The 13,508-nt window shown below is 61.1% G+C and carries 9 protein-coding genes; 7 read left to right on the top strand and 2 right to left on the bottom strand.

Translation table 11 applies throughout. The features are described from left to right. Positions 1–32 precede the first annotated feature (32 nt). Positions 33–3,569: a DNA polymerase III subunit alpha gene (gene dnaE, locus Q1A91_RS13290; protein WP_299878057.1), complete on the bottom strand. Its 3,537-nt coding sequence runs from the start codon at positions 3,567–3,569 to the stop codon at positions 33–35. Positions 3,570–3,858: 289 nt separating this feature from the next. Between dnaE and xdhA the strand changes: the two genes are divergently transcribed. From xdhA to Q1A91_RS13255, 7 genes are all read left to right on the top strand, one after another. After that, positions 3,859–5,250, top strand: coding sequence for a xanthine dehydrogenase small subunit (xdhA, locus tag Q1A91_RS13285; protein WP_299878054.1), 1,392 nt, complete (start codon positions 3,859–3,861; stop codon positions 5,248–5,250). Next, complete coding sequence (xdhB, locus tag Q1A91_RS13280) at positions 5,247–7,520, top strand: xanthine dehydrogenase molybdopterin binding subunit (protein WP_299878052.1); 2,274 nt, start codon at positions 5,247–5,249, stop codon at positions 7,518–7,520. The genes xdhA and xdhB overlap by 4 nt, the downstream gene beginning before the upstream one ends. Next, positions 7,517–8,278, top strand: coding sequence for a xanthine dehydrogenase accessory protein XdhC (gene xdhC, locus Q1A91_RS13275; RefSeq protein ID WP_299878050.1), 762 nt, complete (start codon positions 7,517–7,519; stop codon positions 8,276–8,278). The genes xdhB and xdhC overlap by 4 nt, the downstream gene beginning before the upstream one ends. After that, a complete protein-coding gene (locus Q1A91_RS13270) occupies positions 8,275–9,795 on the top strand; it encodes an ABC transporter ATP-binding protein (protein ID WP_299878047.1) in 1,521 nt (506 codons plus the stop codon). Before xdhC ends, Q1A91_RS13270 begins: the two co-directional genes overlap by 4 nt. 72 nt (positions 9,796–9,867) lie before the next feature. Then, positions 9,868–10,950, top strand: a complete 1,083-nt coding sequence (locus Q1A91_RS13265) for an ABC transporter permease (protein WP_299878044.1) — start codon at positions 9,868–9,870, stop codon at positions 10,948–10,950. After that, the gene (locus Q1A91_RS13260; RefSeq protein ID WP_299878041.1) at positions 10,950–11,870 is read left to right on the top strand and encodes an ABC transporter permease; all 921 of its coding nucleotides are present in this window, start codon (positions 10,950–10,952) and stop codon (positions 11,868–11,870) included. Before Q1A91_RS13265 ends, Q1A91_RS13260 begins: the two co-directional genes overlap by 1 nt. A gap of 42 nt (positions 11,871–11,912) precedes the next feature. After that, complete coding sequence (locus Q1A91_RS13255) at positions 11,913–12,989, top strand: BMP family ABC transporter substrate-binding protein (RefSeq protein ID WP_299878038.1); 1,077 nt, start codon at positions 11,913–11,915, stop codon at positions 12,987–12,989. 81 nt (positions 12,990–13,070) lie between these two features. Here Q1A91_RS13255 and Q1A91_RS13250 read toward each other — a convergent pair whose 3' ends face one another. Beyond that, positions 13,071–13,466 carry an ectoine synthase gene (locus Q1A91_RS13250; RefSeq protein ID WP_299878035.1) on the bottom strand — a complete coding sequence of 132 codons (396 nt, stop codon included), beginning with the start codon at positions 13,464–13,466 and terminating at the stop codon, positions 13,071–13,073. Positions 13,467–13,508 lie beyond the last annotated feature (42 nt).

Below are 13,508 nucleotides of genomic sequence, written 5' to 3'. Positions count from 1 at the left end.
CTTATCCCCAAAGCGCCACCAGATGTTGTGGATTAAATTTCCTCAACCTCAAGGACACCGCCCAAAGACCGAATCGCTCCCTTGATCTGCGGGGTCACCGGGAACTCCATGCCAAGGTCTACTTCGACCTCTCCGGGCAAGGCCGGGTCCATCAGGCAGAACTGCACCGGACCGCGCGCCGCAGTCTTGGCAGCCGACCGCGCGCCTTCCAGCACCTGGCTGACCGCGCTGATCGCTTCGGGGGCGTCGATGAAAACCTTCAGGCCGATGGAACTGACGTCCGCCACGGCCATATCCACCGGTGCCACCGAACGGCCCAGCAGCTTGAGCTGTTCGGCTTCCATCGTCGCCTCAACCGTGACAACAACCTTCGAGCCCACTTCCAGATGATCCCGCGCCGCTTCCAGCGTGTCAGAAAACAGCGTGACCTCGTATCCGCCCGAGGGATCAGACATCTGTGCAAAGGCAAAGCGGTTGCCCCGTGCTGACTTGCGCTCCTGCCGCCCGGCCACAACACCCGCAAGCCGCGCATTCATCGCGCCGCGGTCGGCGACCTTGTCGTTCAGCTCATCCAGCGTCAGGAAAGGCACGCCCCGGTCATTGCCCCACTTGCGTTTGAGCTGCCCCATGTAATCGTCCAGCGGATGGCCGGAGAGGTAGAAACCGATGGCCTTGAACTCCTCCGCCAGCCGTTCGGCAGGCAGCCAGTCATCGCAGGGCATCATGCGCGGTTCGGGAAGATCATCGCCTGCCTCCCCGAACAGGGACACCTGATTGGAGGACTTTTGTTCATGGATTGCAGCTGAGTATCCCACCAACGCATCCAGCGCCTGAAACACCCGCCGCCGGTTGGGGTCCAGCGCGTCAAACGCGCCAGAGCGGGCCAGCATCTCCAACGGTCGCTTGCCCACGCGCTTCAGATCCACCCGCCGCGCCAGATCAAACAGGGTCGCAAAGGGTTTGTCCTGCTCCTCAACCCGGCGCCCATCGGTGATCAGCTTCATCGCCTCAATCCCGACGTTCTTGAGCGCGCCCAGCGCATAGACCAGCGCGCCGTCCGTGACCTTGAAGGTCGCATCAGAGCGGTTCACGCAAGGCGGCACGTAAGGAAGCTCAAGCCGTTTGCGCACCTCCTCGAAATAGACCGCCAGCTTGTCCGTCAGGTGGATGTCGCAGTTCATCACCCCGGCCATGAATTCGACCGGGTGGTTGGCCTTCAGCCATGCGGTCTGATAGCTGACCACGGCATAGGCTGCGGCGTGGGATTTATTGAACCCGTAGTTGGCGAATTTCTCAAGAAGGTCAAAGACTTCCGAGGCCTTCTTCTTGTCGACCCCATTCTCCATCGCGCCCTTTTCGAACTTGGGGCGCTCCTTGGCCATTTCCTCGGCGATCTTTTTGCCCATCGCCCGTCTGAGCAGGTCGGCACCGCCCAGACTATAACCCGCCATGACCTGCGCGATCTGCATCACCTGTTCCTGATAAACGATGATGCCTTGGGTTTCCTCCAGAATATCGTCAATCAGCGGATGGATGGATTCGCGTTTCTTCAGCCCGTTTTTCACTTCGCAATAGGTCGGGATATTCTCCATCGGGCCGGGACGGTAGAGCGCCACGAGTGCCACGATATCCTCGATACAAGTGGGTTTCATCCGCTTGAGGGCATCCATCATGCCCGAGCTTTCCACCTGGAACACCGCAACCGTCTTGGCGCTGGCATAGAGTTTGTAGGAGGCCTCATCATCCAGGGGGATCGTGGCGATATCGTCGATAAGCTCTTCCGGGGGCACGAATAATTCGGTGCCATCCGCCGCGATATGCAGATGCCGCCCGCTGGCCTTGATCTGATCCACGGCGTTCTGGATCACCGTCAGCGTCTTCAGTCCGAGGAAATCGAATTTGACGAGGCCCGCCTGTTCGACCCATTTCATGTTGAACTGCGTCGCAGGCATGTCGGAGCGCGGATCCTGATAGAGCGGCACCAGCGCATCCAGTGGACGGTCGCCAATCACCACCCCCGCCGCGTGGGTCGAGGCATTTCTGAGCAACCCCTCCACCTGCTGACCGTATTCCAGCAGCCGCGCGACCACCTCTTCGTTCTTCGCTTCTTCCCGCAGGCGGGGTTCATCCGCCAGCGCCTTTTCGATGGAGACAGGCTTGACCCCTTCGACCGGGATCATCTTGCTCAGCCGGTCCACCTGACCGTAGGGCATCTGCAGGACCCGGCCAATGTCACGCACGGCCGCTTTTGACAAAAGCGCACCAAAAGTGATGATTTGCCCCACTTTATCACGCCCATACTTCTCCTGAACGTACTTGATAACCTCTTCCCGGCGGTCCATGCAGAAGTCGATATCGAAGTCCGGCATCGACACCCGTTCCGGGTTCAGGAAGCGTTCAAACAGCAGCGAATAGCGCAGCGGGTCCAGATCGGTGATCAACAGCGCATAGGCCACCAAAGACCCCGCACCGGAGCCACGCCCCGGTCCCACGGGAATATCCTCATCCTTGGCCCATTTGATGAAGTCGGCAACGATCAGGAAATAGCCGGGGAACCCCATGCCTTCGATGATCCCCAGCTCGAATTCCAACCGCTTCTCGTATTCCTCAACCGGAGCGGCCGGATCAATGATCGACAGGCGGTGTTTCAGCCCCTCTTGCGCCTGTCTGCGCAGTTCGGCGACCTCATCATCGGCAAACTTGGGCAGGATCGGATCGCGCCGGTAGGCCATGAAGGCACAGCGCCGTGCGATCTCCACCGTGTTCTCCAACGCCTCCGGCAGATCAGCGAAAAGCGTCGCCATTTCCTCGGGGCTTTTGAAGTAATGCTGCGCGGTCAAACGTCTGCGGTCCTGTTGCTGATCCACATAAGCGCCGTCGGCGATGCAGATCAGCGCATCATGGGCCTCGTACATCTTGGCATCGGGGAAGTAGACGTCGTTCGTGGCAACCAAAGGCAGGTCCATGGCATAGGCCATTTCGACCAGCCCCTGCTCCGTCAGCCGCTCTGCTTCCGGCGCGCCGTCTTCGCCGGGATGGCGTTGCAGTTCCACATAGAGACGGTCGCCAAAGGCCCCTGCAAGCCGAGTCATCAGCGCCTCCGCCGCAGGGCGCTGGCCGTTCCGCAACAGCAGCCCCACCGGGCCGCCGGGCCCACCCGTCAGACAGATCAGACCGCCGGCATGGGTTTCCAGTTCGGCCAGCGTCACTTGCGGGAGCTGACCACCCTTGTCCACGTAGAGACAGGAGTTCAGCTTCATCAGGTCCTCATAACCCGCTTCGCTTTGTGCCAGCAGAACCACCGGCGCAGGATCGCGCGGTTTCTCTCCGGGGGCGGTTTCGACATAGGCCAGATCGACCTGACAGCCGATGATCGGCTGCACGCCAGCCCCCGCCATCGTGACGGAAAACTCCAGCGCGGCGAACATGTTGTTGGTATCCGTCAGCGCCAGCGCCGGCATGCCCTTGTCGCGGCACATCTGCGGCAGTTTTTTCAACCGCAACGCCCCTTCCAGAAGGGAGTATTCGGAGTGGGTGCGCAGGTGAATGAATCGGGGGGATGTGCTCATCCGGGCAGATTACGACCGCCGATCCCTGGCTGCCAGAGGGTCTCGGGCACCAGATGCTGCAAATCGGGGCATCTCACCCCATCCATCTGGTATCATTAAGGTTTTTTTAACACAAAATTGCCCATGGGCAATTATTCACTTTCCCGCTTGATACCACCGTCAGGATTCTTCTTGCCAAAACGCGCAATCGCCCGCTAGCCTGCTTTTCAACGCCTGCTCATCTCTCTACGCCGCATCGAGCGATGGCATTCCGACAAGGCCCTTTCCGGTACCGCGGTTGAGACCTCACATGGACATCTCGTTTCTTCTCAATGGAGAACCCGTGTCCCTAAGGGACGTCCGCCCCACAGCAACTTTGCTTGACTGGCTGCGCGATACGCGGGGTTTGACCGGCACCAAGGAGGGCTGCAATGAAGGCGATTGCGGCGCCTGCACGGTGATGGTCAGTGATAACACGGGCACACGCACGCTGAACGCCTGCATTCTGTTCCTGCCCCAGCTTCAAGGCCTGCACGTCACCACCGTAGAGGGGCTCAGCGCGCCGGATGGCACGTTGCACCCGGTGCAGCAGGCATTGATCGATCACCACGGCAGCCAATGCGGGTTTTGCACGCCCGGCTTTGCGGTTTCCATGGCTTGCGCGCATTTGCAGGGGGCGACGGATGACGACACGCAACTGGCGGGAAATCTGTGCCGCTGCACGGGCTACGCCCCCATCGCCCGCGCGGCAGAGACAGCACGGAACCAGGCGGTGCCGCCGCACCTGCGGTCTTTGGCCAAGACCCTGCCAGCGCCGCCAAAATCCCAGAAACCCGATCTGACGTTATCCACATTCCGCCCGGCCACCGCTGACGCCCTTGCCGCGTGGTATGCCGCCAATCCAGACGCCACGCTGATCGCCGGGGCCACGGATGTGGGACTGTGGATAACCAAGGATTTCCGCGCCTTGGGAAAGGTTGCTTTCTTGAATGGGTGCAGTGATTTGCAAGGCGTTGTTGAGGGCGAAAAAGATATCCACATCGGCAGCATGACCACGATCGCGGCTGTCGAATCCGCCCTGCGCCCGCATCATCCACATCTGTCGGATATGCTTCTGCGCTACGGCTCGACTCAGGTGCGCAATGCCGCGACCCTTGGTGGGAACATCGCCAACGGCTCTCCCATCGGGGACAGCCCGCCTGCGCTGATCGCGCTGAACGCAACGCTGCACCTGCGCCATGGCGATACCCGCCGCAGCCTGCCTTTGGAGGATTTCTTTATCGCCTACGGCAAACAGGACCGTGCGCCGGGGGAGTTTGTGGAGGCCATCACCCTTCCGCGCCAACTTGACACGCTGCGCTGTTACAAGCTGTCGAAGCGGTTCGATCAGGATATCTCCGCTGTTTGTGGGTGCATGGCGATCACCCGGGACGGAGATACTATCACCGATGCCCGCATTGCGTTTGGCGGTATGGCAGGCACGCCCGCGCGGGCGGCCCATGCAGAAGCAAAGCTGGTCGGTCAACCGTTTGACGCCTCCAGTTTCGCTGCGGCTGCTGCCGCACTGCCGCAGGATTTCACGCCGATGACGGACATGCGCGCCTCTGCTGCGTACCGGATGCAGGCGGCGCAGAACATGATCCTGCGGTATTTCCACGAAGCAGACGGTGCAATGACAGATTTGCGGCAGGTGACGGCATGAGCGTGGCCAAACCCCTGCCCCATGATGCCGCTGCCCTGCATGTGACGGGTGCGGCGCGCTATGTGGATGATATTCCAACCCCCGCAGGGTGCCTGCATCTGGCCTTTGGTCTGAGCGCGCAGGCGGCGGGAGAGATCACCAAGCTGGATGTGACGGCGGTGCGCAAGGCGCCGGGTGTTGTGGAGGTGCTCACGGCAGATGAGCTTGAGCGGGACGCGGATTGCTCTCCCTCCAATCACGATGAACCGCTGTTGGCGGTGAAGAACGTGCATTATGCAGGCCAGCCGCTGTTCATGGTGATTGCCAAATCCCATCACGCGGCGCGCTTTGCTGCGCGGCAGGCGGTGGTGGAGATTGCAGCGACAACGCCGATCCTGACGGTTGAAGCTGCATTGGCCGCTGACAGCCGTTTCGAGGACGGTCCGCGCATTTACACCAAGGGCGATCCTGACAGGGCGCTGCCGGATGCGCCTCACCGTTTGCAGGGGCAGATCACGCTGGGCGGGCAGGAGCATTTCTATCTCGAGGGGCAAGCCGCGCTGTCGCTCCCGCAGGAGGGGGGCGATATGGTGGTGCATAGCTCCACCCAGCATCCCACTGAAATACAACACAAAGTCGCGCATGCCTTGGGTGCACCCATGCACGCGGTCCGGGTAGAAACACGGCGGATGGGCGGCGGGTTTGGCGGCAAGGAAAGTCAGGGCAACGCATTGGCCATTGCCACGGCGCTGGCGGCGGCACGGACGGGGCGCCCCTGCAAGATGCGGTATGACCGGGACGACGACATGATCGTGACCGGGAAACGGCATGATTTTCGCATAGATTACGATGTGGGCTTTGACGGCACCGGGCGCATCACGGCGCTTGAATTCACCCATTACACCCGGTGCGGCTGGGCGATGGATTTGTCGCTGCCGGTGGCGGATCGGGCGATGCTTCATGCGGACAACGCCTACCATCTGGAGCACATCCGCATCACCTCGCACCGGCTGCGGACCAACATGCAATCGGCCACAGCCTTTCGCGGGTTTGGCGGTCCGCAGGGGATGATGGGGATTGAACGGGTGATGGATCACATCGCGCAAGCCCTTGGCTGTGATCCGCTGGCCGTGCGACGCGCGAACTATTATGCCGATGGGGATAAATCACAGACAACGCCTTATGCGCAGCCAGTCAAAGACTGCATTATCAACGCACTGACGGATAAACTTGAACAATCCACAGGGTATGCGGAAAGGCGGGCGGCCATCGCGGAATGGAACGCGGGCCAGCCCATCCTCAAACGCGGCATCGCGCTAACGCCGGTGAAATTCGGGATTTCCTTCACGCTGACGCATCTCAATCAGGCGGGTGCTTTGGTGCATGTCTATCAGGACGGATCGGTGCATCTGAACCACGGGGGGACGGAGATGGGACAGGGGTTGTTCCAGAAAGTCGCACAGATTGCGGCGGATCGGTTCGGGGTGCCGGTTGAGGCCATAAAGATCACGGCGACGGATACGGGTAAGGTGCCCAACACCTCCGCCACGGCGGCGTCTTCCGGTACGGATCTGAACGGCATGGCGGTGCAGATCGCCTGTGATGAGATCAGGGAGCGGATCACAGCACATCTGGGGGAGCGGTATCAGACGCGGGACATCACCTTTGCGGAGGGTAAGGTGCAGGTGGGTGGCGAGGTGCTGAGCTTTGCCGAAGCGGCGCAATCGGCCTATGAGAACCGCATTTCCCTGTCGGCCGCGGGCTTTTATAAAACGCCTGATATTCAATGGGATAGGATCAAGGGGGCGGGGCAGCCGTTCTTCTATTTCGCCTATGGCGCGGCCTGTACGGAGGTGGTGATCGACACGCTCACGGGGGAAAACCGCATTTTGCGCACGGATATCCTGCATGATGCGGGGGCGTCGCTGAACCCAGCGATTGATATTGGCCAGATCGAAGGCGGCTATGTGCAGGGCGCGGGCTGGCTGACGACGGAGGAGTTGGTCTGGGATGATGCGGGCGTTTTGAGGACCCATGCGCCCTCGACCTACAAGATCCCTGCCTTTTCGGACCGACCGCCGGTGTTCAACGTCGCCCTCTGGGACAAGCCGAACCCGGCACAGACGGTGTACCGTTCCAAAGCGGTGGGGGAGCCGCCGTTCATGCTGGGCATATCAGCATTCATGGCGCTGTCTGATGCGGTGTCTGCCTGCGGGCCGGGCTGGGGCGATTTGCAGGCCCCTGCCACGGCGGAAGCGGTGCTGGCTGCGGTGCAGAGGGCGCGGGCATGAGCGCGATTTATGTAGAGATTACAGGCACACGCGGGTCCGCGCCACGGGACGCAGGAACGGTGATGAAGGTCACGGGCGACGGGATTGAAGGGACGATTGGTGGCGGTGCGCTGGAGCATCGCGCGATTGCAACCGCACGGCGGTTGATGGCGCAGGGCGGTGCGGTCCATGAGGAAACGATCCCCCTGGGTCCGTCGCTGGGGCAATGCTGTGGCGGATCGGTGAGGCTGCGGTATGGCGGCGCGGCAAAGGGGATTGATCCGCCACCCGCTCCGCTGGAAGGTCTGAGGGTCACAGACCACGCTCCTGTACCGCTCTGGATCTGGGGCGCGGGACATGTGGGGCGGGCGGTTGTGGCCGCAGCGCCCCCGCAAGCCTTTGATATCACTTGGATCGACAGCGCAGTTGAGCGGTTTCCACGTGAGATTCCCGCACATGTGAACGCCCTGCCTGCGGCAGATATGCCGCTGCTGGCGGCACGTGCGCCGCAAGACGCACACCACCTGATTTTCACCTATTCCCATGAGATTGACTTCGCGCTCTGCGCCGCGCTGTTGAAGCGCGAGAAGGCGAGCATCGGGTTGATCGGTTCGGACACCAAGTGGGCGCGGTTCCGCAAGCGGCTTATCGCGCTGTCGCTGGACCCAGCCCCCATTACCTGCCCCATCGGCGATAAATCCCTTGGCAAAGCCCCCGCGCAGATTGCAAATGGCGTGGTGCGGGCGCTGCTGCCTGTCCCAGCGAAGGCCCCTGCATGACCCAGACCCCTCTTCTTTCCCTGTCCGGACTGACCAAAGCTTATCCCGGCGTGGTGGCCAATGATGATGTATCGCTCCAGATTGCGCCCGGTGAGGTGCACGCGCTGCTGGGGGAGAATGGCGCGGGCAAGTCGACACTGGTGAAGATGATTTACGGGCTTGTGAAACCGGATGCGGGCAGCATGCAGATGAACGGCGCGGCCTTTGCCCCGTCCGAGCCACGCGCCGCGCGGGCGGCGGGTGTGGGGATGGTGTTTCAGCATTTCTCGCTCTTTGATGCGTTAAGCGTGGCGGAGAATATCGCCTTGGGGATGGAGCAGGCGCCGAAGATGTCGGATTTGTCTGCGCAGATCACATCCGTGTCGGACGCCTATGGTCTGCCTTTGGCTCCGGACCGGGTGGTGGGTGACCTGTCTGCCGGGGAACGGCAGCGGGTGGAGATCATCCGCTGTCTGTTGCAGGAACCAAAGCTCTTGATCATGGATGAGCCGACAAGCGTGCTGACGCCGCAAGAGGTCGAAATCCTGTTCAAAACACTGCGCAAGCTGAGTGCTGAGGGGACGGCGATCCTGTATATCTCCCACAAGCTGGAGGAAATTCGCAGCCTTTGCGATGCGGCCACGGTGCTGCGGCTGGGCAAGGTTGTGGGGGAATGCACGCCGTCTGAAACCTCCGCCCGTGACATGGCAGAGATGATGGTGGGCAGCACCCTGCGCACCCCCAAACGCGCGGAGGGAGAGACCGGGGAGGTTGTACTGGCGCTGAAAGGTTTAAGTGCGGCGTCGCCCAGCGCGTTTGGTATGCCGCTGCGCGATGTGTCGCTGGACGTGCGCGCGGGCGAGGTGCTGGGCATCGGAGGGGTCGCGGGCAATGGGCAGGATGAGCTTCTGGCGGCCCTGTCCGGGGAGATGCGGGTGCAGGCGGATATGGTGGCGGTCAAAGGCGTGGCCGTGGGTGCGCTGGGCCCGACGCCCCGGCGGGCGATGGGGATTTTGACAGCCCCCGAGGAACGTCTGGGCCATGCGGCGGTGCCCGATATGTCCTTGACGGAAAACGCAATGCTGACCGGGATGGCACGGGAAGGGCTGGCGCAAAACGGGTTGCTGAACTGGACCGCTGCGAAAGATTTTGCGGAGCGGATCATTCTGAAATTCGACGTGCGCACACCGGGCCCTGCCAACGCGGCGCGGTCCCTGTCGGGCGGGAATTTGCAGAAGTTCGTGATTGGACGTGAGGTGATGCAGCGGCCGGAGTTGCTGGTGGTGAACCAGCCGACCTGGGGCGTGGATGCAGCAGCCGCAGCAGCGATCCGGCAGGCGTTGATGGATCTGGCAGCCGGAGGGGCTGCTGTGGTGGTGATTTCGCAGGATCTGGAAGAGTTGATGGAGATATCGGACCGGTTTGCGGCCTTGAATGAGGGGCGGTTGTCCGCGCCGGAGCCAACGGCGGATCTGAGTGTGGAGCGGATTGGTCTGATGTTGGGTGGCGCGCATGGGATGGAGGTGGCGCATGTTTGAGGCGTTGGTCCAGAAGAGATTTCAGGCCTCTGGCAGGGTTTCTTTAACCATTTGGAAGACAGGTGGTGCGTTTTGATCCGGCTTGAGAAGAGGCCCCAGCCAAGCCGGGCGATGTCACTGGCGACGCCGTTGTTGGCGGTGGTGGCGACGATGGTGTTTGGCGGCGCGTTGTTTGCGGTGCTGGGTAAGGATCCTGTACAGGCCATCGCAACGATTTTCTGGGAACCGCTGTTCGGGGAGTTTGCGTTTTTCTACCGGCCGCAGTTGCTGATCAAGGGCGCGCCTTTGGTGCTGATCGCGATTGGGTTGTCGTTGGGGTTCAAGGCGGGGATCTGGAACATTGGCGCTGAGGGGCAGTACATCATGGGGGCGCTCTTTGGTGCCGGTGTGGGGCTGGCGTTTTATCCGATGGAATCTGCTTTTATCTTTCCGTTGATGGTGTTGGCGGGGGCTTTTGGCGGGTGGCTGTGGGCGATGATCCCGGCGATTTTGAAGGTGAAGTTCGGGACAAATGAGATTTTGGTGTCCTTGATGCTGGTCTATGTGGCGGAGCAGTTTCTGGCGTCGATGTCATTGGGGTTGTTGAAGAACCCCGAGGGGTTTGGCTTTCCAGGGAGCCGGAATTTGCAGCAATACGCCAGCGCGCATAATGCGGAGCTGATTACGGGGACGGGGATGCATTGGGGTATTGTGGCGGCATTGGTCGCAGTGATCTTTGCCTATGTGTTGCTGGCGCGGCATCAGCTTGGGTTTGCCATTCGGGTGACGGGAGAAGCGCCGCGTGCGGCACGGTTTTCCGGGGTCAATCCGACGCGGCTGGTGTTGTTCTGTCTGGGAATGTCGGGGGTGTTGGCGGGGCTGGCGGGGATGTTCGAGGTGTCAGGGCCTGCGGGGCAGGTGACGATTGATTTCAACGTGGGCTATGGGTTTACGGCGATTATCGTGGCGTTTCTGGGGCGCTTGCATCCGGTGGGGATTTTGCTGGCGGGGCTGTTGATGGCGCTGACGTATATTGGCGGGGACATTGCGCAGAGCCAGTTGGGGCTGCCTGCCGCGGCCATTCAGGTGTTTCAGGGGATGTTGTTGTTCTTTCTGTTGGCGCTGGATGTGTTGACGAATTATCGGCTGCGCTTTGGCGCGGGAGAGGTGGTGTAATGGATCTGTCGGCAATCAATCCAATTCTCTTTGTTGCAGGCTTCCTGATCGCCGCGACGCCGCTGATCTTTGCCGCCATCGGGGAGTTGGTGGTGGAGAAATCCGGCTCGCTCAACCTTGGCGTGGAAGGCATGATGATCGTCGGCGCAATCTGCGGGTTTGCGACGGCAGTGGAGACGGGTTCGCCCCTGCTCGGGTTTGCGGCGGCGGCTGTGGGTGGCGCATTGCTGAGCCTGTTGTTTGCCTTTCTCACGCAGGTGGCGCTGGCCAATCAGGTGGCCTCGGGGCTTGCGTTGACGCTTTTTGGCCTCGGCCTGTCAGCGCTGTTGGGGCAGAGTTATGTGGGGATCAAACCGCCAAGGTTGGGGGATATCAACTGGGGACCGCTCGCGGATATTCCGGTGATCGGACCCATTCTGTTTACCCATGACATCATCCTCTACCTTGGGCTTGTGCTGGTCATCGCGGTCTGGGCGATGCTGAAATACAGCCGCATGGGGCTGGTGTTGCGCGCGGTGGGCGAAAGCCATGATGCGGCGCATGCGCTGGGGTATAAGGTCAAGCGCATCCGCACGGCTGCGATCATGTTCGGCGGGGCCTGCGCGGGCATTGGCGGGGCCTACATCAGCCTCATCCGCGTGCCACAATGGACCGAAGGGATGACCGCCGGTGTGGGCTGGATCGCGCTGGCGCTGGTGGTCTTTGCCAGCTGGAAACCGGCGCGATTGCTGCTGGGTGCCTATCTTTTTGGCGGGATCACCCAGTTGCAGTTGAATCTGCAGGGCGCAGGCGTTGCCATTCCGGTGGAGTATCTGGCAATGTCGCCTTACGTGATTACGATCGTGGTTCTGGTGATCCTGAGCCGCGATAAATCTGCTGCGCCGGCCTCGCTTGGTCGGACATTCCACGCCTCAAGCTGAGGCCAAAACGAAACCCTTAATGGGAACAACTGGGGAAAACACATGAAACTCACATCACTTCTGACAAGTGCCGCATTGGCGCTGGGTCTGGCCACGACGGCCATGGCCGATGACAAGACCAAGGTTGGCTTTGTCTATGTCGGCCCTGTCGGCGACGGCGGCTGGACCTATGAGCATGACAAGGGCCGTCAGGCGGTCGAAGCGCACTTTGGTGACAAGGTCGAAACCGTGTTCGTCGAAAGCGTGGCCGAGGGTCCGGATTCAGAGCGCGTGATGACGCAGATGGCGCTGGACGGGGCGGACCTGATCTTTACCACTTCCTTTGGTTATATGGACCCGACGAACAACGTCGCGGCAAAGTTTCCGAACGTGAAGTTCGAGCACGCCACGGGCTACAAACGCCTGCATCCGAATGTGTCCACATATTCGGCGCGTTTCTACGAAGGCCGCGCCATTCAGGGCCACATCGCGGGCAAGATGACCAAGTCGAACATCATCGGCTACATCGCTTCTTATCCGATCCCCGAAGTGATCCGGGGCATCAACTCCGCCTATATCCACGCCAGCAAGGTGAACCCGGATGTGGAGTTCAAGATCATCTGGGCCTACACATGGTTCGATCCCGCCAAGGAAGCAGACGCAGCCAAGGCGCTGATTGATCAGGGCGCGGATGTGATCCTGCAACACACGGATTCCACTGCCCCGCAGGCGGCGGCTCAGGAAGCGGGCAATGTGGTGACCTTTGGTCAGGCCTCTGACATGGGGCAGTATGCGCCCTTCCCGCGCGTGTCCTCGATCATTGACGACTGGGCACCATACTACATCGCGCGCACGCAGGCCGTGATGGATGGCACATGGGAAAGCATGGACACATGGGACGGCATCGGCCCTGGCATGGTTGGCATTGGCGAAATTTCCGATGCGGTGCCAGCGGACGTCAAGGCAGAGGCGCTGGCGATGAAAGCCGCACTTGCGGATGGGTCATACCATGCGTTCACCGGGCCGCTGAACAAGCAGGACGGCACGCCGTTTCTGGCGGATGGTGAAACCGCTGACGATGGCACGCTGGCGGGCATGAACTTCTACGTCGAAGGGATCGACGCGGAAATTCCCCAGTAAGCGGGACCACTTGAAGACAGGAAAGGCCCCGTTGATCGACGGGGCCTTTTTTCGTGGGTTGGGTTGTGGGGCAATGATCCCTCACGCCTCTGGTGCGGTATAGCTGCCGTCTGGCCCGTGCACCTCATCGCCTTCCAGCGCCGGGGAGAAGACACAGATCAGATGCAGGGGCGTGTCGCCGTCGGGGACGTGGATCTCATGTTTATCATGGGCGTTTGGGGCATAGAGGATACCGGGTTTGATGGTGTGGCGCATGCCTGTGGCGGCTTCGATCACGGTGCCTTCGCCGGCGATGCAATAACAGGCCTCCACGTGGTGCTTGTATTCGAGCTTGAGCACGGCACCGGGCAGAACATGGGTTTCGGTCATCGAAAACCCCATGCCGTCTGACCGGACCAGCAGCCGCAGCGATGTCCACCCCGGCCCTGCTGCATCGCGGGCTGTGTGCCGCAGCTGTGCCCTGTCCTGAATGATCATGCTCTTTCCTTTCATTTGTCACCCGGTAGAGTGGCACAAACC

Source organism: uncultured Sulfitobacter sp. (genome assembly GCF_947500075.1).
In the GTDB taxonomy this organism is placed as follows: Bacteria; Pseudomonadota; Alphaproteobacteria; order Rhodobacterales; family Rhodobacteraceae; genus Sulfitobacter.
Note: the sequence above shows the minus strand (reverse complement) of the source record. Positions and strands in the feature narration are given on the sequence as shown.

What these genes read in the sequence shown, in the direction of transcription:
- Q1A91_RS13260 (WP_299878041.1), top strand. Translation starts at nt 10,950, where the DNA reads ATGGATCTGTCGGCAATCAATCCAATTCTCTTTGTTGCAGGCTTCCTG.
- Q1A91_RS13250 (WP_299878035.1), bottom strand. Translation starts at nt 13,466, where the DNA reads ATGATCATTCAGGACAGGGCACAGCTGCGGCACACAGCCCGCGATGCA.
- dnaE (WP_299878057.1), bottom strand. Translation starts at nt 3,569, where the DNA reads ATGAGCACATCCCCCCGATTCATTCACCTGCGCACCCACTCCGAATAC.
- Q1A91_RS13255 (WP_299878038.1), top strand. Translation starts at nt 11,913, where the DNA reads ATGAAACTCACATCACTTCTGACAAGTGCCGCATTGGCGCTGGGTCTG.
- xdhB (WP_299878052.1), top strand. Translation starts at nt 5,247, where the DNA reads ATGAGCGTGGCCAAACCCCTGCCCCATGATGCCGCTGCCCTGCATGTG.
- xdhA (WP_299878054.1), top strand. Translation starts at nt 3,859, where the DNA reads ATGGACATCTCGTTTCTTCTCAATGGAGAACCCGTGTCCCTAAGGGAC.
- Q1A91_RS13270 (WP_299878047.1), top strand. Translation starts at nt 8,275, where the DNA reads ATGACCCAGACCCCTCTTCTTTCCCTGTCCGGACTGACCAAAGCTTAT.
- xdhC (WP_299878050.1), top strand. Translation starts at nt 7,517, where the DNA reads ATGAGCGCGATTTATGTAGAGATTACAGGCACACGCGGGTCCGCGCCA.